Genomic DNA, 23,365 nt, shown 5'->3' with positions numbered 1-23,365 from the left:
TACAGAGGTGTAAATGGCTATCACATTGACAGCGAATGCGGCAACGCAAATTCAGAAACAATTACAGAAACGGGGTTCCGGCATCGGGCTCAAATTAGGCGTCAAACCCTCGGGTTGCTCGGGCTTTGCCTATGTGCTGGATTATGCCGATCAGTTGGGTGAGGATGAAAGCGTTTTTGAACAATTCGGCGTGAAAGTGATCGTCAAAAATAGTGATCTGGAGAAGCTGGAAGGGATAGAATTGGACTATGCCAAAGAAGGCATCAATGAGGCCTTTAAATTCAATAATCCGAATGTAACGGGCACCTGTGGTTGCGGAGAAAGTTTCTCTGTTTAGCATCCTGACTATTCAGTTAACCACCAGGGAGGGTGGTGATGGAAATTCATGAGCTCCGCCAAGAACCCAGAAAGCCTACCCTTGCTAGCCCTGTTTAAAGCGATGAATTTGTCGGCGTTGTTTTTTATTGGGTCTGCGCTCTCTTTCCGAATGGTCCATCAAGGCTCGCTGTTGTTTTTGCACGGCGATCTGCTCCCTACGCCTCGCTAGGCTTTGTTCGTCCTCTTGATATAACAACGTTGCTTCGTTGGCGGGCCGGCGCTGGCGGTTAATGCCGGTCACGGTAATGTCCCAGCTGTAATGGTCCTTGCTGATGTGCAAGTGAGTGCCGGGTTTGACTTCCTTGGACGGCTTGCAACGCTGGCCGTTAAGGTGGACCTTGCCACCGGCAACGGCGTCGGCGGCGAGCTTGCGCGTTTTAAAAAAACGCGCGGCCCACAGCCATTTATCGATGCGTAGCGATTCTTGTTCAGCCGAGCTCATAGCCATTATCCGTCCACGCCTTAAAACCGCCCTCCATGCTGACCGCCTTGTCATAACCGATTTTATGTAAGGCTTCGGCAGCCAGGGCCGAACGTCCGCCGGTCTGGCAGTAGACGATGATTTCCTCGTCTTGTTTATTATGCAGAACCGGGTCGGCGCTGATTTTAAATTCCAACACGCCGCGCGGAATGTTGATGGCGCCGGGCAAATGTCCGGCAGCGAATTCGCCCGGCTCCCGGACATCCAAAATCGGGCGGCTTGACAGCTTGCTTTTTGCAGTTTCAACAGAGACTTCGGTGATTTTTTGTTTGGCTTCGGCGACAAGGTCCATAGCGGTCTTGGTCATAGTGAGCTCCTTAGAGATGTAAAAAGTTTGAATATTAGAGAGATTTAATATTCTAGCGCTATTTTTTTCTATGTTAAATTTTTTTTCGGCAAAAATGAATAAATAATGTAACTATTCAGTATAAAAATACTTTCACTATCAGTTACTTGCTCCAGAAGACGCCGTTTACCCAGCACCTAAATAAACGAAGATGATTTATCGCAGCCATTAGCCTATGGAATTTAGGTGCTGGGTGAATATGTCCCTATAGGCTTGGATGCGACATCCCTGCCGCATACACTTCTTCCACAAGCAATTGATAGTAAAAGAAAAATTTTCTCAGTATCAAGCTGAATAGTTACTAAATAATTAGGGTAACTATTCAGTATCTTTCGGGTTTTAGGCAGTAGGTCATTGATTTCTCGGGATGCGTTCACCCAGCACCTAAATACCCTAGGTTATTGGTTATGATTAATAATCTTCGTTAATTTAGGTGCTGGGTGAATACTTCCATGGCAGCTAACGGCATCCTGCCTCACGCGGCACTTGCACTTCCCTGTGCGGCGTAAGCTCTGACTGCAACGTCTGACCGTCAGGGACGATGGAAATGCAGATTTTGCAGGCAGAAAATTGCTCCTGCAGTTTCTACATTTCCGCCTTCCTTGGCGGTCAGAGCAAAAATCTGCCTGTTGCAGACAGCCCGATAAATCAATAGCCTACCCACCTCTGATAAAAATACGCTGAATAATTACTTTTGCGGGACATTGCTAGCCCACCGATTGTTCAATGCAACGATCAACAGCGAATACAAACTGTTCTATATTCAGCATGGACTATACATGCCTAGGGGCTACCTTGCGCAACGGTGGATGAAGAAAACAAACAGAAAAGGCCTGGAGGCTCACGATTGAACTGTATGGAGTTAGCCTCTCCCAATCGAACAGGAGAGGCCAAGTTATCAGGCTTCTAAGTGTTTTTTCAGTTCTTTGGGGAGCGAGAAGACGACTTTTTCCTCGATGCCATTGTTCTCGGCGATCGAATCTCCACCCCATTGCTTAAGCTGAGAGATGACTTCCTGAACCAGAACCTCCGGCGCCGAAGCTCCGGCCGTCACCCCGACCACATCGATGCCATCGAGCCATTCCCGTTTTAGGTCCTTGTGGGTGTCGATCAAATAAGCCGGTTTTCCCAATTGCTCGGCGATTTCACGCAGGCGGTTGGAGTTGGAGCTGTTGGGCGAGCCGACGACTAAAATCAGATCGGATTTTTCCGCGAGGTCATGCACGGCATCCTGACGGTTCTGAGTGGCGTAGCAGATGTCATCTTTTTTCTGTTCCTGAATCGACGGAAAAGTCGCTCTCAACGCATCGACCATGATCTTAGTGTCGGTCATCGATAAGGTTGTTTGTGTGACATAAGCCAGGTTTTCCGGGTTGTTGACCTTCAGGTTTTTGACATCTTCGGGGGTTTCCACCAGATAGATGTCGCCGTTCTTGGTGCATTTTTCGTATTGTCCCATCGTGCCTTCAACTTCCGGGTGGCCGGCATGGCCGATCAGGATCACTTCCCGGTCTTGTTTGGCGTGTTTGGCGACTTGCATATGGACTTTGGTAACCAGCGGGCAGGTTGCATCAAACACGGTCAAATCACGATCCTTGGCTTCCTGTTGAACTTTCTTGGAGACGCCATGAGCGCTGAAGATCAAGTAAGAGCCGACCGGCACATCGGTCAGGTCTTCGATGAAGATCGCACCTTTTTCTTTCAAACCATCGACCACGGTGCGGTTATGTACGACTTCATGGCGAACATAGATGGGCGCGCCGAATGCCTCTAGGGCCTGGTCAACAATTTCAATGGCGCGGTCGACGCCGGCGCAGAAACCACGGGGGTTAGCGAGAACAATTTGCATATCTTGAGTCTTTTACTAGGTTAATAGATATAGGGATTCTAACCCAAATTTGCGTCCGAGACGATAATTCCATCCTCATCGGCATATAAATATTGGTCTTTCTTGAAATGAATGCCGGCAAAATTAATCATGACATCGCGGTCGCCTAGTCCGCGCTTATGGCTTTTCAACGGGTGCGTGCTCAGCGCCCTAATTCCGATCGGCAGCTGGTTAATGGCTGCGGAGTCGCGGATACAGCCGTAGACGATGATGCCCTGCCAGCCGTTACGACAGGCCAGTCCGGCAAGATTGTCTCCGAGCAGCGCGCAACGGCGGGAGCCGCCGCCGTCGATGACCAAAACCCTGTTATCGACTTTTTCCTCCAAGGTCTTGCGCACCAGGGAATTGTCTTCGAACACCTTCATCGTGGTGATTTGACCGTTGAAAGCCTTGTTCTTGCCGAATGCCTGAAACGTCGGCTCGGCAATCTGGAAATTTTCCTGCTCGGAAAACTGATCACAAAGGTCCGCTGTAGCTAATGACATGATATTAACCATTTAAATGGGCCTAAAATTATAACAGTTTTTCTTTATAACGAACAAAAAAGCCATGCAAATCCTCATGATAGGATAATAAAACCGGAATGACCAGCAGCACCAGCACCGTGGAAAATATCAGCCCGAAGGCGATTGCGGTGGCCATCGGAATTAAAAACTGTGCCTGCAACGAAGTCTCGAACAGCAGCGGCGCTAGACCGGCAATGGTCGTCAGTGAGGTTAACAGCACCGCCCGTAAACGTCGACAGGATGCTTCGACCAAGGCGTCGTGAGTGCTCATGCCTTGTTGAATCAGGTGCTGATAAAAGTTGACCAGAATGATGGAGTCGTTGATGACGATGCCGGACAGACCGAAGAAACCGAATAGCGACAGAATAGTCAGATCGATGCCCATGAACAAATGACCGAAGAGGGCGCCGATCAAACCGAACGGGATCGCACTCATGACCACCAGCGGCCAGCCATAGGAGGCGAACACCCAGGCCAGCACCAGATAAATCAGAGTCAAACCGATGATCAGGCCATAGCGCATGTCGGCCATCGTTTCGGCTTGGTCGGCAGAGCGCCCCTCGAAGGAATATTGAATGTCGTAGCGGGAGGCCAGTTGCGGCATCAGAGTTTGCCGCAGGGAGTCGATAATTAGCTCGGCGTTGTTGATCTTACTGTCGATCTCGGCCGATATTTCAACGGCCAGCTTGCCTTCGGCGTGACGGAGAATTTCAAAGCCGCGCTTAGAGCGCCATTCTGCGACATTGCTCAGCAGTACGCTGTTGCCGTTGGCTAAACGGATTTCCAGCTGATTCAGCGCATTCAGACTTTGTCGTTGCTGTTCCGGCAACTTGACCCTGACTTCCACCTCGTCCAGGCCGTCCTGAAACAGCTGTATCAGCCGACCTTCAAAGGCCGTGCGTAATTGTCGGCCCAGATCGGCCACCGTTAAGCCTAGCGCCTCTCCGGCCGGCGTTAGTTTGTAAACCAGTTGATTGCGCCCGTAGGGCATATCGTCTTCTATATCGCTGACGCCTGGAATCGAGCGTATGGTCTGGGCAAATTCCAACGCAGCTTGTTTTAATATCTCTGGCGTGTTGCCGGTCAGCCTGACCGACAAGTCGCGGCCGGGCGGGCCGACCGAGCGACTGGTGATCGTGAAGACATCCAGGCCGGCCGGTTTCCGTATACGCTGTTTCCAGGCCTTGATGAAGTCGTTGTTGCGCACTGTCCGTCGATCCGGTTCTTCCAGTTCCAGTATCATCGAGGCCAGATGATCGCCGCTATGCGCCGCTCTGCCTTTATTGGAAAGGCTGCCGCCATGCCGGCTAATCGCTTTCAAAACCAGCGCTTGTGCGCTGAGCGCCTGATCCGTTTCGGTCAACGTTTGCCGCAGGTGGCTTAGAAAGCGGTCGACTTGTTGCTTGGGCGTGCCGGGTACGAAGCCGGCATTGACATAGAGTATGGCTGACTCCGGAGACGGGAAAAAATGAAACTTCAGTCGCTTGCCGGCCAGTAAACCCAGCGCCGTGATCAGCAGGGCAATCACCAGGCTGAGGGCGATGGCGCGGTGATGCAGCGTCAACTTAACCAGTTTTTTGAAATAGACATTTTTGACGTGTTCAAAATGGTCATTGAAACGTTTATGCCAGCTTTCTTGTTCGATACGCGCCATGTGCACAAAGGAATGGCGTAAATGACCCGGCAGTACAAAAAAACTTTCCATGACCGAAGCGATAATGACGGCGACGATGATCAGCGGAATATCGAACAGGATGTTGCCGATGGGGCCGCCGATCAGCATCAGCGGAATAAACGCCGCAATCGTGGTCAACGAGGAGGCGATCACCGGAGCGCGCATGCGCCGGGCGCCGCCTTCCGCGGCCATCAATGGCTGCTCGCCGGCCTGGTAATGGGCCAGAGCGTCCTCGCCGACCACTATCGCATCATCGACGATGATGCCCAGCGCCATGATCAGGGCAAACAGGCTGATCATGTTGATGCTGCCGCCGACGCCATACAAGATCAGCAACGTCGCCATGAAGGATACCGGAATGCCGACCGCGACCCACAACGCGACCCGGGTGCTTAAAAACAGGTAGAGGATGGCGACCACCAACAGCAAACCGCCGCCGCCATTTTTCAATAGCAGAGAAATACGATCCTTGATCAGTCGCCAGCTTTGATCGTAGACGTATAGATTGACGCCCGGCGGAAGTCCTTGTCTGGTTTGTTGCAGCCAGCGTTGGAAAATCTCGGCGGATTCGAAGGCGTCACCGTAATCGGAACTGCGAATGACCAATTCCACCGCCGGTTTGCCGTCCACCGACAAGGTCACGCCGCCTTTTTCATCCTGGCGTTTAATCACGGCGATATCGCCCAGGTTGATACGACTGGTCGAGTCGCTGATGATGGGCAGCGAATGAAAACCTAATTCGCTGCGGCGCTGATCCAGGCTGCGCAGCTCAGTGGCGTTATCGGCTTCGCCAAAGGTTCCGGCCGGAATATCCTGGCTTAGTTGCTGGATGCGCTGGCCGACCTGGTCCAGGCTGATGCCGAGCTGTTGCAGATCGTTATGGTTGATCTGGATGGCGATTTCCTGTTCCGGCAGGCCGGCGACATCGACCTTATCGATACCGCTGTCGAGCAATTCCTGTTCGAAGCGGTTGGACAGAATGCGTAATTCGGCTGGTTCTGCCGGGCCGTATAACAGAATTCTGGCCACCTGCTCGTAACGAGCCACATTGATGACGCTGGGTTCCTCGGCGTCGGCTGGCAGGTTGCGGAATTCATCGACTTTCTGCTTGGCTTGATTCAAGGCGTCGATGGTGTCGGTGCCTTCGACCAGTTCCAGCGTGATCGTGGCCAGACCCTGGGTCGAGGTCGAAGTCATCTTGTGCAGGTTGTCGATCGATTTGAGGTTTTGTTCCAGCGGAATGGTGATCGCGGTCTCGACGTCTTCGGCGCTGGCGCCGTTCCAGACTACGCTTACCGTGATGACATCTAGATCGAAATTGGGAAAATAGCGAACGGTCAGTTTATGCAAGGCAAACAGGCCGCCGAGGATCATCATGATCATCAACAGGTTGGCGGCTACCTTGTGATGGGCGAAGAAACCCAGTAAATCGGACTGATGCTTCATTATTTGACGTCGACTTTCAGGCCGCTGACCGCGCCCGGCAATTGTGTCGTGATAATCTCATCGCCCGCCTGCAAGTCTTCGCTTTGCACCAGCAGCCAGGATTGATTGTCCCGCTGGTATTCGCCGAGGATCTGGACATCGATGGCCTGCAGGCGACGGTCGATGATCCGGAAAACGCGGTTGTTGTCGTAAATGGCCGGGTAGGGCAGCGGAATGACATCGTCTTGCGCCGGTCGTTGCAATGTTAGGCTGACCGTGGCGCCCAGCCTGAGCCATTGTTGCCCGTCCTGAATGCGAAACAGCGCGTCTATGCCGCGGCTGTCGGCTTTGCCGGAAAGACGGTCCATTTGTAGTTGTAAGCGGGCGCCGGCATATTCAGCTACGGCCATCAATGGAGAACCGGCGACTAAGGCATGTTGGATTTCATGTTGAAAGGCGGCAGGGATTTTGGCGCGCAATTCCAGCTGATCGCTGGGATACAGGGTCAACAAGACCTGGCCTTCGTTGACCTGATCGCCCGATGCGACCGACAGTTTTTCGACGAAGCCGTCGAAGGGCGCGATGACCCAGCTGCGTTCTAGGTTCAGCGCGGCCAATTCGACGTCGGCTTCGGCGTGGGCCAGTTTAGCCTTTAATTGCTGCAGGCGGGCGCCATGATCGTCGACAGCCAATTTCCGGCTTCTGTAGGCCAATTGTTGACGTTTCAAGGCTTCCTGGGCTTCTTCCAGCGCCGCGGTCGAACCCAATTTCTGTCGCTTGAGCTTTTTCGCCCGTTCTACCGAGGACTGCTGTAATTGCAGTATCGATTGTTCGTGCTTGATGGCGATTTGATCGTTACGAAACCTGAGTCGCTCGCTGTCAATCAAGGCCCGCAATTCCTCGGCCTTCGCTTCGGCCTGAACCAGTCGCGGTTTGAAATCCCGCTCATCCAGTGCCAGCAGCAATTGCCCGGTGCTGATCGCATCACCTTCACGCACGCTGATCGTCGTGACTCGGCTCTTGGACGGAGCGGCGGGTTTGACCAGCGCAGGCGTTTCGATCTGACCGTACAGCGTTAGGGTCGGCGCCAATTGTTGAGGACGGACCTTTATCGCATCGACCAACCAGCTGCGCTCCTGGACCGGGACGGCCGGCGAACCGGGGGCTGTCGCCGTCAGCATGGCGAAGACGACGAGGCCGCCGGCGATGATTAACAGCGGCAACAGGCGCTTTAGCGTAAGGAGGCTGCTAAATTTCATTTTCGGCATCAAACCGTTAAAAATAACGGGCCAGCAGGCCGTGTTGGCTATCCACTTCCGGCAACGGAATTTTGACTTCGTAACCGCCGCCCGCGGCCTCCTGCATCGCATGGCCGTACATATCCTCCATGCGTTCGACGACGATGTCGCGGTTGCCCTGTGGCAGAATCATTTCCAACCGGTCGCCGACGGCGAACTTGTTTTTCACCTTGATTTCCGCCATGCCTTTTTCGGCATCATAACCGCTAATTTCGCCGCAGAATTGTTGTTGATGACTTTTCGAATAGCCGGTGATGTAATTCTGATGCTCATGGGTGTGATGGCGCTGATAAAAGCCGTCGGTGTAGCCGCGGTTGGCCAGGTTATCCAGCACGCCTAGCAATTGCGGCTGAAATTCACGTCCGGCCAAGGCGTCATCGATCGCCATGCGATAGGCTTGGGCGGTACGGGCGACATAAAAATGCGATTTGGTGCGGCCTTCTATTTTCAGACTATCGACGCCGATTTCAACCAGACGTTGGACGTGTTCGATAGCGCGCAGATCCTTGGAGTTCATGATGTAGGTGCCGTTTTCATCTTCCATTACCGGCATCAATTCGCCTTTGCGGCCTTCCTCTTCCAGAAAGTAGACTTTGTCGGCCAGGGGGTGGCGTTCGGCGCCGCCGCAACTGGCATGGTTGAGGTCGGACAGCGACAGCGCCGCGCTGTCCATGACATAATCGCCTTCTGCATTTTCATGGGCGGGCAGGGTGTCGTATTTCCAACGGCAGGAATTAGTGCAGGTGCCCTGGTTGGGGTCGCGGTGATTGAAATAGCCGGATAGCAGGCAGCGGCCGGAGTAGGCAATGCATAAGGCGCCGTGGACGAACACTTCCAGTTCCATGTCGGGGCATTGCTGGCGGATTTCGGCGATCTCGTCCAGCGACAGCTCGCGAGAGAGAATGACCCGTTCCACGCCCATGCTTTGCCAGAACTTGACGCTGGCGTAGTTGACGGTGTTGGCCTGCACCGATAAATGGATCGGCATGTCCGGCCACTTTTCCCGCGTCATCATGATCAGGCCGGGGTCGGCCATGATCAGCGCATCCGGTTGCATCGCGATGATCGGCTCCATATCGGCCATGAAGGTTTTGATTTTGGCGTTATGCGGAATAACATTGGCGGCCAGAAAGAATTTCTTGCCCAATCGGTGGGCTTCGTCTATGCCTTTGGCCAGATTTCGTTCCAGGAAGTCATTGTTACGCACTCGTAAACTATAACGCGGTTGTCCGGCGTAGACCGCATCGGCGCCGAAGGCGAAGGCGTAACGCATGTTTCTGAGGGTGCCGGCTGGCGAAAGAAGTTCGACTTGTTTCATGAGTGTTTCTATGATTAAAAAAATGCAGGCTATTTTATCACTTCACCCAACATCTAAATTATCCTGGAATGAAATAGTAGCCCAAAAGTCATGGAATTTAGGGGGTGGGGGCTGCCGCCGACATCCTCGCTATATACCCCAGGCCCTCTTCGTTATCCAGATTGTAACTATTCAGTATCAAGCTGAATAGTGACTCCAAATTGGAAGTTGCCGCATTGTCTTAGGAGAGGTGACCATGAAATTGATTTTTTTCCTGTTTTTAGCGCTCATTCTGGTGTTCGGCGGCGCGTTCGTGTTGCTAAGAACCGCTGAAAAACCGAAAGTTCCCAAAGACTACAAGGCAAAAGGCTATGATGACGACGAGTCGGGATGGTGAGGTCGATCCGAACATTTCTCGGCCTTCATGGATTTCCGGGCAAATAATGTCGGTTGTGTCGACGAAAGGAGGCGCACCAGGAGAATATCCGTATGATGAGTCTGTCTGGATGACGCTGCACAACACCATCCAGACGACAAGTTGGCGGATATTAAACCACTACGCTTATCGAACAGTGGCTGAGCATTAACGCAGCAAACCGCATCAATGTTTGCCCGGTTCCAGTTTCACGCCGCGCCGCTCATGGGTCACATAGGCCTGCAACGCGGTCATCTTTGGGTCGTCGGCGTCCAGCGGCTGGCCTTCCAGCGGATTGCGCAGGCACCAATTGATCATTTCCCATAACGACACCACTTTGCCGATTTGCTGCTGGAATTTGGGGTAGGTTTCCGGGTGGGTGTTGGCGGCATTCGGGTGGCACTGCGCGCAGGCCACGCCGTTGCCGCCCAGTTCGCCGCTGGTCCATAATTCCCGGCCCTGTTTGACCGTGTCCATAAATTGCTGTTGCCAGCGCTGCATATCGCTTTCGCTGAACTCGTCTGCCTGTGTGGAGAACGAGACCATAAGGGCGAAGAAGCCTAAGCCGAGCAGCGTTTTTTTGCGTTGAAAAGTTGCCATCGTGTACTCCTTGAAAAGGATTCTTGATTTCGGGACCGACGCTTTTTGAGCGCTATCAATAACCTGAGTTCGGGTTAAGAAACCAGCCGTTATCAGGTCGCTCTTCCAGAAGACGCCGTTCACCCAGCACCTAAATAAACAAAAACCGCCATGCCGCGGACACTACTTCCAGAGCTGCCTGACAACGTCTTAATCCTTTGCAATATATGAATCTTTTATCCCGAGCTGAGGTTATCAATAATGTTTTTGCGGCGGAATGCGCGTCTCTTCGTCTTGGTAGTGTATGTCCTCCGGTTGTTTATTGACTTGGCTGAAGCGTACGCTGCGGTCTTCGTTGTTATACAGGGTGAAATGGAGGTCGACACGACCGTCGTTCAGGTTGATGAACTGCCAGCCGGTCGCATCCCGCTCGAAGAACGGGTCGGCGCGATTCATCGGCACGGTCAGTTTCGGCAGATATTGTTCGGCCTGCGCGTATGAGCCCGGATAGGGCCACGGCCAGGCGGTCGCCATCACCGAGTTGAAGCTGATATTGCCGATTTGATTATATTGAATTTGATGTACGTGGCCGTAAATCACCGAAACCTTATCGAAGGGGCGCAGTAACGCTTGGACCTGCTCGGCATCCTCGGTCCAGAAATTCCAGCCCTTGTAGATTTTCTGCAGCGGTGAGTGGGAAAAGACCACGATCGGTGTGGATTTTTTGACCTTGGTCAGGTCGTTCTTCAGCCAGCGCCGCTGCTGTTCGCCGACCATAAACGGCGAGCCGTTCGGATTGTCCAGTCCGGCCATTTCCACCATGCGTTGTTCGGCGCTGGGCCAGCGATGATAGGTCCAGTCGTCGTAGGTCAGGATGCTGTTCAGCACGATGAAATGTACGCCTTTGTGATCGAAGCTGTAATATTGCGGCCCGAACAGTTTTTCCCAATAGGCGCCCAGATCCAGGTAGTAATCGTGTTCGCCCATCACATACTTGACATCATGGTGCAGCGCCGACATGATTTCGGCGCCATGGTCCAGTTCGGCCGGCTTGCCTAATTGCGCTAGGTCGCCGCCGAACATGACGAAATCCGGTTTCGGCCTCAGCAAATTGGTTTCGGCGACGGCGCGGATCAGTCCCCGGTCCCAGTTTCTAACGAAACGGCTGCCTTTGATCTGTTGGATATGGGCGTCGGAGATATAGGCGAAGGTGAAGTCTTGGTCGCTGTCGGCAAAGGCCAGCTCGACCAGGCTGATCGGCAGCGTGCCGCCCAACGCCAGGGCGCCGCTGTTTCTGATGAAATTGCGGCGGCTTTTGTTGATTTTTTTCATGGTCCTGGTCTCCCTTATTGAGGCGTCGCGGATTTCGTTTGCTGGGCGATCTGCGGGCTGGTCAGGGCTTGCAGAAAAGCGACCAGGTCGTCTATTTGCGCGTCGGTCAGGTTCAGAGGGCGGATGCCGCCGCTGAGGAAGGCGTTGACCTTGGCGCCGGCCGGCGTCACGCCGCCGTTGTTATAGTGAATCACGACTTCTTTCAAGGTTTTCAGGCTGCCGTCGTGCATATACGGCGCGGTCAATGCGACATTGCGCAAAGTCGGCGTTTTAAAGGCGCCCATTTCGCTGAGCCGGTCGGTCACGGCAAATCGACCCAGCTCGGAAGACTTTCTATTGGTCAAGACCATGGTGTCGACCTCCTCGCCTTGATTTTTCGCCTCCAGGAACGCCGTCGCCAAGCGCGGCACATCCTGTTGAATGGAATTGATGCCGATGCCGATATTATGAAAGCGACTGTCGGTGAACAGCGCTCTGTCCTGTTCGATGGTGTGACAGGAGACGCAACGGCCCTGGCCGATGAACAGTTGGAAGCCGCGGACCTGGGCTTCGCTCAAGGCGCTATTGTCGTTGTTGAAATAATAACGATCGAACGGCGAATCGCCGGACACCAGCGTGCGCTCGAAGCTGGCGATGGCCTTGGCGACATGATCCATCGTCAATTGCTCGCCGCCGACGCCGAATACCGAAACGAAGGCGGCTTTATAGTCGGGATCGCTGCGGACGATTTGCAGAATCGGTTGATGGTTTTTCAGACCACCTTCGACGGGATTGATGAACGGTTGTTTGGATTGGCTTTCCAGGTCGGGCTCCCGGCCGTCCCAGAACTGAGACGTGTAAAAGGCCGCGTTGAGCACGGTCGGGGCGTTGCGGGTGCCTTGCAGGCCGTGATGACCGGTGGAGACTGGCAGTCCGTCGGTGAAGGCTTTTTCTTCGGCATGGCAGGTGGCGCAGCTGACGTTGCCGTCGGCGGAAAAACGGCGATCGTGATAGAGTTTGTCGCCCAGCGCGATTTTTTCGGCGGACTGCGGATTATCGGTCGGGATCGGCACCGGCGGCAAGCCGAGTAACGGGGTGTCGCTGGGCTGGGCCGCGCTGCTCACCGGCGGCGGTTCGGCGGTTGAGGAGGTTACGGAATTCTGGCTGAAAGCAAACAGCGGCGTGACGCTGAGCGTTAAGGTCAGGATAAGGCGCATACGAACCTCCTCGCTTGAGAGAATGAAGCCAGCATTAACGGACGGCTTTCGCTTGACTATAACGCCGCCATCAGTATTTGTAAAATGTGGTTTATAATCAGTAATTCCCATTTGAGCGTTTTAGCGGTGTTTAGGGCCTGGGGTGTGTCTGTCGAGGAACGCCGTTCACCCAGCACCTAAATTATGCTGGAATGTAAAATATAGTCCAGTAGCCATGGAAATTTAGGTGCTGGGTAAACCTATCCTTGGGGGCTTGACGGCGGACTCCCTGCCGCCGACATCATCGCCAAACACACCCCAAGCCCTTTTAGTTATTCAAACGCTGAAAATCTTGGAAACGGAGCGCCAGCGAAGTGGTGTGACTGGCATGGTAGTCAGCTAGCTGGTGAAAGTCCAGCCTTTGCCCTGTGAGAAGGGAAGAAGTAGGCGAAAGCAAGGGTGTCCAAAGAAACTCCCGGTAGCTACCCAACAGGGAAGCACGGTTACCGAGAGCCAATGCGGAATCTGAAAGAAGCTCTAGCCGAATCGGTCACCTAAACGAGAGTGAACCTTCGTAAGGCGGCAGCAAGAGGATGAGGTGCCCGCGTCCACCGAAGTCCGATATTCTCACCGTAACTTGCTGTTGTATTGAAGGTAGGTGGACCGAGATAAAGTTGACTATCTTACCCAGTGAAGGGCCGTCGGCTTCGGGTCGGTGTAACTGCGACACCTTAAGCCCTAAGCGCAGCAGTAATGCTGACGTGATGAACCGAGGGTCTGCAGATGAAGCCGTAGTAATCGTAAAGTTCGATGCCGATGAGGTTATGGTGACATAGCTGAGGGAAAAACATCGAACCAGTGACAGGAAGTTGGAGGTGAAGGGTGGAACACGTAAGCGGCCATGGCCGTTGATTATAAACTGAGGGTCTGAGATCAGCCTGACAGGAGCAATCGACTATTCGCGTCGTAAACAGTGAACGAATCGATTGCGCGAGATTGAAGAAAGGCCATTGCAAGAGAGAGAAAAAAGTGAAATGAACGAACATGACCGATTGATTGAGGAACCAAGACTCTTTGACCAACTGTGCTCAACGTTGTATTTGAGTGCGGGATTTGAACAGGTGAAGAAGAACAAAGGCAAACCCGGCATTGACGGGGTCACGATAGCCGACTTTGAAGCCCGTTTAGACGAAGAGCTAAGTCGTCTGCAACAGGAATTGCAGGATTGGACTTACCAACCCTCGCCGGTTCGCCGAGTGGAAATACCTAAGCCTGGCGGCAAGGGCGTACGTCTGCTCGGCATACCGACGGTGCGGGATCGTGTGGTACAGACGACCCTGAAATTGTTGCTGGAACCGATCTTTGATCCGCATTTTTCAGGGCACAGCTATGGCTTTCGTCCGGGACGGAGTCAACACCAAGCGGTGCAAGCGGCGCAACGGATCGTGGAAAGCGGTAAACCCTATGTGGTGGACATCGACTTATCGAAGTTCTTCGATCGTATTCACCACGACCGGCTGATTGGCCGGATGGGGCAACGGATCGCCGACAAACGCATCTTGCGCTTGATCGGCATGATGCTGCGCAGTGGCGTGATGATCAACGGCGTCGTCAACCCCAACAAGGAAGGTGCGATGCAGGGCGGACCGTTAAGCCCTTGCTGAGCAACATTGTTCTGGACGAACTGGATCAGGAATTGGAAAAGCGCGGACTGGAATTTTGTCGGTTTGCCGATGACTGCAACATTTTCGTTGGGTCGCAAAAGGCGGCGGAGCGAGTGATGGAGAAAGTCAGCCAATTCATCGAAAACAAGCTGAAACTGAAGGTGAACCGGGAGAAAAGCCAAGTGGCTAAATCCGATGCGGTAAAGTTCTTAGGCTTTACCGTGGTCGACGGGACGGTAGCGATTGCGCACAAAGCCCTGCAAACGGCCATGAGTAAAGTCAAAGCCTTAACGCCGCGAGGCACCCATCAGACGCTGAATCACACCCTGGCCGACCTTAATCAGTGGTACGTGGGCTGGGCCAACTACTACAGCTTGACCCAATACCCGTCCCAGCTGAGGAAAATCGAAGCCCATATCCGGCGACGATTACGAGCGAGGCTGGTGAGTCAGCAGAAGCGGAAACAGCATCTGTATCGAAACCTGGTCAAACGGGGCGTACCGCGAAAGCAAGCCGCCCAGACGGTCTTTTCCAACAAGAAACGGTGGGCGCTTTCCGCAACCCGAGCGGTGACGAGAGCCTATCCGAACAGTTGGTTTATCAACCTGATGGGACAGGAAATACGATCCGACCGACAGTTAGCGCATTGGTTTGAGGTATCTCAATGGATTCGTCTTACGTGAGGAGCCGTGTACGGACCCGTACGCACGGTTCTGTGGGCAGACGGGAGCTGCGGCTCCCTCTGACCCGATAAGATTTTTAGTCCCCGATAGGCGTAGGGCCGATTGTTTTGTCGGAATCGAAGCGAGAGCGAAGGTGGAGACAAAATAAAAGGTCTCCCGAAACGCCGTCAAGTCATTTGTGGGAGTGCGACGGAGCCAGTATCGAGTTTACGATGATATGGCGAAGTGGCACGGACGCAGGACGAATCGGGGCCGCCGGAGGCAATAATCGCCACGTAATTTCTGCCGCTTGCTTGGGCTGGGATGCCCAAAACAAGCTTTCGCAGAAATAGTGGCGCGCTAGTTAGGAATTGCTGGTTTATAAAGGCTCCACCTGGCGATAAACGTTCGATATCGTCAGGTAAAGCCTCAGTTGAACAATCTGGAAACCAGATCCGAAACGGCCTGGATCAGGTCCGGCTCCGAATCCATCGCATAGCTATAATCGCTAATATGACGAGATGCTATGGTTCGATTGACGGTTCTGCGTTTGTTGGGTTTTTCTTCGCTGTTCTGGCGGTGCAGAATCTGGCCGCCCGCTTTTTTCCATTCCATCAGGTGGGTGATTTCGCCGCTTTCCAGCCAGACGCCGTGTTTCTTGCAGCGGTCGATGACGACGCCGCTGCGGTGGCCGAAGTTGACCCGATTCATCAAGATTTGGCAGTCCGGGCATTTCAAATATTTGACTTGCTTGTCCCGATAGCGGTCCTTATTGATGTTGTGCAGCAACTGGTGATTGATGTCGAACACATTGGAAACCGAGCTTTCCAGCAGTATTTCGACTTCGCCGGGATCGAAGAACAGACCGAAACATTGCTCGCAACGTTCAATCAGGAAAGGTCCGTTCAGATTCAGATCGATGGTCTGCAGATGCTCGTTGCATTCGGGGCAAAGCCGTTTCGATTGCGAGCTATGCAGACTGTATTGATGCCTGCCGTGTAAATCGATGTCATTACGGACGCCGCAATAGCGGCATAGAGTGGTGTTGGCCAGTAACGGCGCCGAACAGCTTTTACAACGAGCCATGTCAGAGTTTATCCAGTATATCCTTTTTCTTGGCGGCGTATTCCGCGGCGGAAATCAGCTCCGCCTCGAACATTTTCTTCAACTGCGCTAGTTTCGCCATCGGGTCGTCGTCCGATTGGGTCGTCGATGCGCTGGGGGTATCGGCCATCGATTGCGCCATGCTCTGACCGAAACCGATGCCGGCGCCCAGCCCCATGCCCATTCCGGCGCCGCCGCTTTCGTTACGCGCCGCTTCGCGCATCGCCTCCAGATGCTGGACCTTGACGTAATCCAGGCCTACCGCCTGCGCCGCTTGGGCTTCGGCGCTGAGGTCGGCGATGCGATTGATCCGTTTTAAGGTGTCTTCGTCGAAGTCGGTGCCTTCGATGCGGAAATCGGTGATGTCGAAACCCAGTTTGCGGAAGGCGATCGACAGTTTGATCGAGATGCCGCGGCCGATTTCCTCCCGGTTGGCGTCGATTTCGGCATAGCTGTAGCGACTTTCGGCCAGGTAGTCGGAAATCGGATCGATGATCCGCGCCGACATCACCCGGCGGAAATCATCGATGTAGAATTCATTGTGGCTGCCGACTACGCTGACGAAAAAGGCCTTGGGGTCGTGAACCAGGTAGCTGTAATTGCCGAAGGCTTTCAGGCCGACCGGGAACTTGTATTTAGGGTCATCGTATTTGATCGGCGACAACGTCCCCCATTTTTGATCGAGGATTTTATTCTTGCGGTAGAAATAGATGCCGACCTTGTGTTCGCTCTCAAAAAACTGCATGAATTTTTTGATCGTGGTCCAGAACGGAATGTTGTCGGATTCCAGGTCGATCAGGCATTGTTCGTCGATGACCGCCTGTACCTTGCCTTCATAGACGAAAATACAGCCTTGGCCGGGGCCTACGATCAGCTTGGAGGCGTTCTTGATTTCGTCGCCGTTTTCGGTCCATTGCACCAACAGCGCATCGGGATGCGGATTTTTCCATTCGATGACGGAGCGAAGCTGGCGTTTGATGCCGTCGATAAAAGCCATGTCTACCTCGGTTTATGCATTGAAAAGAGATTCCACGTCGACGTCCTGGGTTTCCGTTTCGCTGAATTCCAGCAGATCGAAGGCCTGGAAGTTGGATAGCCTGGCGATGATCAGATCCGGAAATTGTTCGATGCGGATATTATTTTGGTTGGCCGATTCGTTGTAAAATTCGCGTCTGAAGGCGATGTCGTTTTCCAGGGCCGTGATGCGTTGCTGCAGTTGCTGAAAAGACTGATTGGCCTTGAGTTCGGGATAGGCTTCGGCGACCGCGAACAAACCGGACAGCCCTTGACGTAATTGTGTTTCAGCCGCGCCCAGCGCCTTGATGTCGCCATGTTCCTGGGCGCTGGCGATGCCGGCGCGGGCCTGAATGACTTTTTCCAGCGTAGTCTGTTCAAATTGCATGTATTGTTTGCATACTTCGACGAGCTTGGGCAGTTCGTCATGGCGCTGTTTTAATAATACATCGATATTGGACCAGGCCTTTGCGGTATTATGTTTTAAACTGACCAGGCCGTTATAGGTCACGATGACATATATGATCAGTAGAGCGATAATGCCGAAAAAAACGGCGCTGAAAACCAGCATGGTAACCCGTCGTTAATGTTATGAGTCATAAAAGTCAGCAATTCCCATCATCAGTTTGAATATTTTTGCGGTGTTTAGGGCATGGGGTGTGTCTGTCGAGGAGCGCTGTAAACCCATCCCTGGGGGCTTGACGGCAGCATCCTTGCTGCCGACATCCTCGCCAAACACACCCCATGCCCTTTTTGAACGCCAAAGTGGGAATTGCTGCATAAAAGTATAGTTAAAATTCGGAGAGAGTGTGGCGATTAGAAAATTTAAAGATAAGCACCCGCAAACAGGCAACAATGTCTATATCGATGACAGCGCCGTCGTCATCGGCGACGTGACGCTGGGCGATGACGTTTCGATCTGGCCGACCGTCGTGGTGCGCGGTGACGTGGAAAGCATCAGCATAGGCGCGCAAACCAATGTACAGGATGGCTCGGTGTTGCATGTCTCCCATGCCGGCGATTTTTCACCGCAGGGTTATCCGTTGGCAATAGGCCGCTGCGTGACCATCGGTCATAGGGCCGTCGTGCACGCCTGTAGCGTCGGCGATTACTGTCTGGTCGGTATCGGTGCGATCATCATGGATGGCGCGGTGTTGGAAGATTATGTCATGCTGGGCGCCGGTGCGTTGGTGCCGCCCGGTAAAAAACTGGAGAGCGGCTATCTGTATGTCGGCGCGCCGGCCAAGCAGGTGAGGCCGCTATCCGATGAAGAAAAGCGCTTCCTGGAGTATTCGGCCCGTCATTATGTGCAGCTGAAAGATGAGCATCGTGCGGAGCTGGGCTTAGACTGAAGACGATACGCATAGCCCCGACGAAACGTAAGGATGGCCATTTATGTCGGCCTCGTTCGGGCTTGCGCGGCACAGGCTTGCGTTTATTTTAGAGTAACTATTCAGTATCTTTCGGGTTTTAGGCAGTAGGTTATTGATTTCTCGGGACGCGTGAATACTTCCATGTAAGCTCTGACTGCAACGTCCTGTTGCAGACAGCCCGATAAATCAATAGCCTACTCCCTCTGATAAAAATACGCTGAATAATTACAAATATAGTCCAGTAGCCATGGAATTTAGGTGCTGGAGCTTGACGACCGCATCCTATCTGCCGACATCCTCGCCAAACACACCCCATGCCCTTTTTGAACACCAAAGGGAAATGCTGAGATAGATGCGAATTTATTCGCATTGCGCGGCTAAATCTGCACTTACTTTCATAATTGCCGATATATTTGTACTGTATTGAACGTTAATGGCAATGCTTTTCAAAGCTGTAAGGCGGATTCGCGTCAGCAATCCGCCATGACCGGAATAATCCGAGCGGATTCTCCCAGGATCGTTGCAAGAAGAGCCTTTGGGATGTGAGGGTTTTCGATATAGTAGTCGAAATGCGGTTTGCTGGCGCGTAATCGCATTTCGTCCTGATAACGCAAGCTTAGCTTTCTCTAGGCGGGTGACGCTGTGCTTGTTCCTTCTTGCGCCTGCACCAGGATCCAAGGTTTTACGACCACCGCCCAGACTTCGCTGTTATGCTGTATCCATTCCGCCGCCTGCTGGTCGCTGACATGGCCGACCTTATTTTGTTGCATCCATTGTTGTACCTGGGCTTTGTTGTCCTGGGAAAATTGGTAAGCCACTTCCACCAAATCTATATCATTGGCGACATGTATGGCCAGCCCGGCGGCGAAAAAACGCTGTAATTGCGACCAGGGGATCAATGATGTTTCCAGGTTGACTTTTTCTTTTTCGATATTTATCTCGGCTTCGCTCATTTAAGCTTTCTCTGATGCTGTATGCTGTTGTACTATCTGCGCTTATTTTAAAACAATAACTACAACTACCACCAGTTAATGAGGAACAGTATTCATGTCGTTATTCCCTCCGTTTTCTAAGAGTTCCACCTTAAAAGCCGCCATTAAACATGTCGCCGAAGCCCGCAACAGCGAAGGCGGCAAGGCCGATCAGCTTTATAAGAGCGCCTATCAGGGTTTTGCCAAAGTGGTTGCCGGTGACGCGGTTCTTGCCGATGCATTGCATAATTGGGGATTTGCCCAGCTGCATCACGCCAAAAACAAGGGGAAGGACGAGGCTATAGGCCTATATGAGGATGCCGTAAACAAGTTTACTTTTTGTCTGCTGGCCTCGCCTAATCATCTGGGCGGCGCGATTGACGGCGGCTTTGCTTATATGGAGTTGGCGCGTCTGAATAATGCACAGCCGGAGGATCCGCTTTATGACAAGGCGATCGAATTCTTTGAAAAAGCTGGGCATATTCAAAAAGGCAGTGCGGCTTATAACCTGGCTTGTATCCATGCCTTGCGTGATGATCACGAGGCCTGCCGCGCGGCGTTGGAATTGGCCAAGGAATGCGGCAGTTTGCCGGATGAGCAGGATGTGATGAACGATCCCGACATGGCTCCGGTAAAGGATGCTCAATGGTTTCATGAATTTCTCGGCAGCGTCGCGGTCAAGTTGGCGGAAGCGGCGGAAAATGACCGTAGAACTCGTCGAGGACTTAAGAAGGTGGACGAAGTCAAGCTGGATTTGCCGCCGCGTCCGACCGATTCTACGCTGAGACGCCATTATGACACGATGATTGCCGCCGAAATCGACAGGCAACGGGAAGCGCTGAAGGCAAAGCAGGAAAGAGAGGCGGAAGAAAAGGCTAAGAAAAAGAAGGGCGATAAGTTCGATTACTATAAATAGTACTCAGCGCAGAGGCATAGAAAGTTGCTGCTAGTACTCAGTCATTTTATATGTGACGGGTAAACCCAGGTCCAGGGCTCCCTCATTAAAAAATACCTGAATCAACAGATTGGTTAATATCGCGCCATCCATCAGGGCGGGGCGGGTTATTTAACCCGCCCCGAACGTTTAACTTACTCTAGTCACGGTTAATTCGTTCAGGGCCTCGTTGACCTGCATTTCGCATAGCGACAGCGGACTACTTGCTTTTCGCGCCAAGGGCGACTGCCCGTAGGAGGCCCGCCCTCGGGCCGAATGGCTCTTTTCGCGCCGAAGGCGGCGCTCCTACGCAAAGCACTGACTTGCCTTCGGATGTGCCGAACAGTGTGAAACGCATCAAAAACGGTGCGCTTCCTATCGTCAGCACACCCTACCGCATCGTAGGGCGGCTTCGCGAAGCAAGCCGCCAAAAACCGCCACCGGGACAAAATTGGCCGTTGTGCGTATCCAGGCGGATTGCCTGGCGGCGAATCCTGTTGCATGCCAATGTAGCCTTGCCTTCGGATGTGCTGAACAGTGTGAAGCGCATCAAAAATGGTGCGCTTCCTCTCGTCAGCACACCCTACCGCATCGTAGGGCGGCTTCGCGAAGCAAGCCGCCAAAAACCTGCGCGCGTGGCGGGTTATTTAACACACCCTAAACGTTTAACTTACTTTAGGCGTATTTGTTGCTAATTTTCTGTTTTGCTACTCATTCATTTAATGAGGTAGCCCTGAGGTCCCTAGGAGGCTGTCCGAGAATAGCAATCTCAGCTTTCTAGGCACAATATTCAGTGTTTAATGATTATTTACAGACGCTATATATTGACGTGAATGAGTTAAACGTTAGTTCTCGGACGGGCTCCTAGGCTGTTTTTAGCTCTGTGTCTCTGAGTTATCGCGTTTAGCCGCAGTTTGGCGGCACTGTTGCAGCAACCTTTGCAGTTTGTCTAAGCCCATTTGTCGGGTCAGCCTTATATTGCGCTCCGGAATGTTTTCCGGATGGGGGTAATGCCGTAAGGCTTGTTCGATGCTGGCTTCTCTGATCAGATGCAGCATCGGATAGGGCGAACGATTGGTGTAGTTGGCCGGGTCTTTATCGTCGCTGTCGGCAAATCGGTAGTGCGGGTGGAAGCTGGCCAGCTGATAAACGCCTTCATAACCCTGATCGACCAGCAGTCGTTCTGCGAGGCCGAGGAAGTCAAGATAGGCATCGAAGTCATGCAGCGTTTGCGGAAAAATGATCAACGTGGTTTCCGTATCCGGATCGGTGTCGAGGATATGGCATTCGCCGACTAGCCGGGTCAGACAGTCTCCCCAGTCGAGATCCTCGACGACGGCGTATCGGATGCGGTTTCTCTCGTATTCGCGCCGCGCAAACGGACAGATGTTGTAGTCGATGATGAATGATTTGAGCCATTCTCGGGTCGACGCCACGACGAGATCGGGATTCATGGTTGCAATAAAAAAGCCTCCTTCGCGGAGGCTTTGTTGTTATTGATGGCTGACGCCTTCGGCAATGCGTTTTTCCCTTTCTTCACGGGCGTGTTCCAGTTTTGAAAATACGCGCAAAATGTCGGTGGCCGACAAAATGCCAACCAGCTTTTCATCTTTAATGACGGGCAGGGCGCCGACCTTGTGTTCCGCCATGATGCCGGCGGCGTCGGAGGCTAGGGTATCCGGTTCGACGGTTAACACGCCTCGACGCATGATATTCATCACCTTTTTGGGGATGACATGCAGCTCGGTGCTGGCGGTGTTTGCTTCAATCGCATTGGAATTGCTTTTAGGCCCTAATGCCTTATACATGTCGCGATCGGATACGATGCCGATGACTTTGCCTTTTTCAACGACGGGCAAATGGCGGACTTTTTCGTAATGAATCAAAAAGAACACTCGATCGATCATGTCGTGGGGGGCCACGGTAAAAACTTTTGAAGTCATTAACTCTTCAACGCGCATGAAAGTACTCCTGGTTTAAATTAGCTGAACAAGAATAAGGAAAATTGCTCATTTTGACAAGAGATAAAGCGCTTGGTTATTAATTGAGATAAAATATAACGTTTTGCTGCGGTCGGAGCAGTTGTCCGAGTCCGCGTCGCTGTTTGTTTTTTCGGGCGCTCGCCGCCTCAATCATGCTTCTGGAGTTGTTTGTATGCGTATTATTCTTTTAGGTAGTCCTGGTTCGGGTAAGGGGACTCAGGCTCAGTTTATCACTGAAAAGTACGGGATCCCGCAGATTTCAACCGGCGACATGCTGCGCGCCGCGGTGCGCGAAGGCACTCCTTTGGGACTGGAAGCGAAAAAAGTCATGGATGCCGGCGGCTTGGTGTCCGATGACATCATTCTAGGACTGATCAAGGAACGTATCGCCCAGGACGATTGCGCCAACGGCTTCTTGCTCGACGGTTTTCCGCGCACCATCGCACAAGCGGAAGGTTTGCAGAAGATGGGGGTGGATATCGATCATGTCATTGAGATTGCCGTCGATGATGAAGAGATTATCAAACGCATGAGCGGCAGACGCGTCCACCCGGGGTCGGGGCGGACCTATCATGTCGAATTCAATCCGCCGCAACAGGAAGGCATCGATGATGTGAGCGGCGAACCGCTGATACAGCGCGACGACGATCAGGAAGAAACGGTGCGCAAGCGCCTCAGTGTTTATCATGAGCAAACCAAACCGTTGGTCGGTTATTACTCTGACCCGGCACAGCCGGCACAATTCGATTCGATAGCCGGCGTTGGTTCGGTCAGCGATATCACCACCAAGATTTTTGCCATTTTAGGTTGAGACGATCTCGTTAATTCTTAGGATGCTGCTTTAAACGCTATTTGAGTAGAGCGGG

Annotated in this window: 23 protein-coding genes and 1 pseudogene; 8 read left to right on the top strand and 16 right to left on the bottom strand. The window is 52.8% G+C overall.

The window, feature by feature from the left end; genetic code table 11:
- The first annotated feature begins 13 nt into the window (after nt 1–13).
- Entirely contained in the window at nt 14–337 is a 324-nt protein-coding gene (locus tag Q9L42_RS19980) for a HesB/IscA family protein (protein ID WP_305906635.1), read from the top strand.
- An 84-nt stretch (nt 338–421) separates the two neighbouring features.
- Here Q9L42_RS19980 and Q9L42_RS19975 read toward each other — a convergent pair whose 3' ends face one another.
- The 7 genes from Q9L42_RS19975 to yegQ all read right to left on the bottom strand — a co-directional run bounded on the left by Q9L42_RS19975 (nt 422) and on the right by yegQ (nt 9,315).
- Nucleotides 422–820: an RNA-binding S4 domain-containing protein gene (locus Q9L42_RS19975; protein ID WP_349431701.1), complete on the bottom strand. Its 399-nt coding sequence runs from the start codon at nt 818–820 to the stop codon at nt 422–424.
- Nucleotides 807–1,166: a rhodanese-like domain-containing protein gene (locus Q9L42_RS19970; RefSeq protein ID WP_305906636.1), complete on the bottom strand. Its 360-nt coding sequence runs from the start codon at nt 1,164–1,166 to the stop codon at nt 807–809. Before Q9L42_RS19970 ends, Q9L42_RS19975 begins: the two co-directional genes overlap by 14 nt.
- A 937-nt stretch (nt 1,167–2,103) precedes the next feature.
- Complete coding sequence (gene ispH / locus Q9L42_RS19965; protein WP_305906637.1) at nt 2,104–3,054, bottom strand: 4-hydroxy-3-methylbut-2-enyl diphosphate reductase; 951 nt, start codon at nt 3,052–3,054, stop codon at nt 2,104–2,106.
- A gap of 38 nt (nt 3,055–3,092) precedes the next feature.
- Nucleotides 3,093–3,578 (bottom strand): ribonuclease E activity regulator RraA, encoded by a 486-nt coding sequence (gene rraA, locus Q9L42_RS19960; RefSeq protein WP_305906638.1) that lies wholly within the window; start codon nt 3,576–3,578, stop codon nt 3,093–3,095.
- A 28-nt stretch (nt 3,579–3,606) separates the two neighbouring features.
- A complete protein-coding gene (locus Q9L42_RS19955) occupies nt 3,607–6,720 on the bottom strand; it encodes an efflux RND transporter permease subunit (RefSeq protein ID WP_305906639.1) in 3,114 nt (1,037 codons plus the stop codon).
- Nucleotides 6,720–7,958 (bottom strand): efflux RND transporter periplasmic adaptor subunit, encoded by a 1,239-nt coding sequence (locus Q9L42_RS19950; protein WP_305906640.1) that lies wholly within the window; start codon nt 7,956–7,958, stop codon nt 6,720–6,722. The genes Q9L42_RS19955 and Q9L42_RS19950 overlap by 1 nt, the downstream gene beginning before the upstream one ends.
- A gap of 16 nt (nt 7,959–7,974) precedes the next feature.
- A complete protein-coding gene (gene yegQ / locus Q9L42_RS19945) occupies nt 7,975–9,315 on the bottom strand; it encodes a tRNA 5-hydroxyuridine modification protein YegQ (protein WP_349431700.1) in 1,341 nt (446 codons plus the stop codon).
- A 235-nt stretch (nt 9,316–9,550) separates the two neighbouring features.
- Between yegQ and Q9L42_RS19940 the strand changes: the two genes are divergently transcribed.
- Nucleotides 9,551–9,691, top strand: a complete 141-nt coding sequence (locus tag Q9L42_RS19940) for a hypothetical protein (RefSeq protein WP_349431699.1) — start codon at nt 9,551–9,553, stop codon at nt 9,689–9,691.
- Nucleotides 9,692–9,895: 204 nt separating this feature from the next.
- Here Q9L42_RS19940 and Q9L42_RS19935 read toward each other — a convergent pair whose 3' ends face one another.
- From Q9L42_RS19935 to Q9L42_RS19925, 3 genes are all read right to left on the bottom strand, one after another.
- Entirely contained in the window at nt 9,896–10,309 is a 414-nt protein-coding gene (locus Q9L42_RS19935; protein WP_305906641.1) for a cytochrome C, read from the bottom strand.
- Nucleotides 10,310–10,543: 234 nt separating this feature from the next.
- Nucleotides 10,544–11,620, bottom strand: a complete 1,077-nt coding sequence (locus Q9L42_RS19930) for a metallophosphoesterase family protein (RefSeq protein ID WP_349431698.1) — start codon at nt 11,618–11,620, stop codon at nt 10,544–10,546.
- Nucleotides 11,621–11,634: 14 nt separating this feature from the next.
- Entirely contained in the window at nt 11,635–12,816 is a 1,182-nt protein-coding gene (locus Q9L42_RS19925; RefSeq protein WP_305906643.1) for a cytochrome-c peroxidase, read from the bottom strand.
- Between the two features lie 1,013 nt (nt 12,817–13,829).
- On the opposite strand from Q9L42_RS19925, the pseudogene ltrA reads away from it, so the two are divergent.
- Both ltrA and Q9L42_RS21575 read left to right on the top strand, forming a co-directional pair.
- A pseudogene (gene ltrA / locus Q9L42_RS19920) lies at nt 13,830–14,623 on the top strand (group II intron reverse transcriptase/maturase); the annotation flags it as partial.
- 105 nt (nt 14,624–14,728) lie between these two features.
- Nucleotides 14,729–15,142: a group II intron maturase-specific domain-containing protein gene (locus Q9L42_RS21575; RefSeq protein WP_349431453.1), complete on the top strand. Its 414-nt coding sequence runs from the start codon at nt 14,729–14,731 to the stop codon at nt 15,140–15,142.
- A 408-nt stretch (nt 15,143–15,550) separates the two neighbouring features.
- On the opposite strand, the gene Q9L42_RS19910 is transcribed toward Q9L42_RS21575, so the two are convergent.
- From Q9L42_RS19910 to Q9L42_RS19900, 3 genes are read right to left on the bottom strand one after another with little or no spacing between them, the layout of a single operon-like run.
- A complete protein-coding gene (locus Q9L42_RS19910; RefSeq protein ID WP_305906645.1) occupies nt 15,551–16,207 on the bottom strand; it encodes a zf-TFIIB domain-containing protein in 657 nt (218 codons plus the stop codon).
- Between the two features lies 1 nt (nt 16,208).
- Nucleotides 16,209–17,222: an SPFH domain-containing protein gene (locus Q9L42_RS19905; RefSeq protein ID WP_305906646.1), complete on the bottom strand. Its 1,014-nt coding sequence runs from the start codon at nt 17,220–17,222 to the stop codon at nt 16,209–16,211.
- Between the two features lie 12 nt (nt 17,223–17,234).
- Nucleotides 17,235–17,810: a LemA family protein gene (locus Q9L42_RS19900; protein ID WP_305906647.1), complete on the bottom strand. Its 576-nt coding sequence runs from the start codon at nt 17,808–17,810 to the stop codon at nt 17,235–17,237.
- Between the two features lie 238 nt (nt 17,811–18,048).
- On the opposite strand from Q9L42_RS19900, the gene Q9L42_RS19895 reads away from it, so the two are divergent.
- The gene (locus Q9L42_RS19895) at nt 18,049–18,591 is read left to right on the top strand and encodes a gamma carbonic anhydrase family protein (protein WP_305906648.1); all 543 of its coding nucleotides are present in this window, start codon (nt 18,049–18,051) and stop codon (nt 18,589–18,591) included.
- Between the two features lie 647 nt (nt 18,592–19,238).
- Here the strand turns inward: Q9L42_RS19895 and Q9L42_RS19890 are convergent.
- Nucleotides 19,239–19,565, bottom strand: a complete 327-nt coding sequence (locus tag Q9L42_RS19890) for a DUF2288 domain-containing protein (RefSeq protein ID WP_305906649.1) — start codon at nt 19,563–19,565, stop codon at nt 19,239–19,241.
- A 94-nt stretch (nt 19,566–19,659) separates the two neighbouring features.
- Between Q9L42_RS19890 and Q9L42_RS19885 the strand changes: the two genes are divergently transcribed.
- Both Q9L42_RS19885 and Q9L42_RS19880 read left to right on the top strand, forming a co-directional pair.
- On the top strand, nt 19,660–20,499 hold the full coding sequence (locus Q9L42_RS19885) for a hypothetical protein (RefSeq protein WP_305906650.1): 840 nt from the start codon (nt 19,660–19,662) through the stop codon (nt 20,497–20,499).
- Between the two features lie 365 nt (nt 20,500–20,864).
- Nucleotides 20,865–21,212, top strand: coding sequence for a hypothetical protein (locus Q9L42_RS19880; RefSeq protein WP_305906651.1), 348 nt, complete (start codon nt 20,865–20,867; stop codon nt 21,210–21,212).
- 180 nt (nt 21,213–21,392) lie between these two features.
- On the opposite strand, the gene Q9L42_RS19875 is transcribed toward Q9L42_RS19880, so the two are convergent.
- Both Q9L42_RS19875 and Q9L42_RS19870 read right to left on the bottom strand, forming a co-directional pair.
- Nucleotides 21,393–21,971 carry a DUF1415 domain-containing protein gene (locus tag Q9L42_RS19875; RefSeq protein WP_305906652.1) on the bottom strand — a complete coding sequence of 193 codons (579 nt, stop codon included), beginning with the start codon at nt 21,969–21,971 and terminating at the stop codon, nt 21,393–21,395.
- A 39-nt stretch (nt 21,972–22,010) separates the two neighbouring features.
- A complete protein-coding gene (locus Q9L42_RS19870; protein WP_349431697.1) occupies nt 22,011–22,460 on the bottom strand; it encodes a CBS domain-containing protein in 450 nt (149 codons plus the stop codon).
- Nucleotides 22,461–22,671: 211 nt separating this feature from the next.
- Between Q9L42_RS19870 and adk the strand changes: the two genes are divergently transcribed.
- Nucleotides 22,672–23,310, top strand: a complete 639-nt coding sequence (adk, locus tag Q9L42_RS19865; protein WP_305906654.1) for an adenylate kinase — start codon at nt 22,672–22,674, stop codon at nt 23,308–23,310.
- Nucleotides 23,311–23,365 lie beyond the last annotated feature (55 nt).

The sequence above is a fragment of the Methylomarinum sp. Ch1-1 genome, from assembly GCF_030717995.2.
Classification (GTDB): Bacteria; Pseudomonadota; Gammaproteobacteria; order Methylococcales; family Methylomonadaceae; genus Methylomarinum; species Methylomarinum roseum.
Note: the sequence above shows the minus strand (reverse complement) of the source record. Positions and strands in the feature narration are given on the sequence as shown.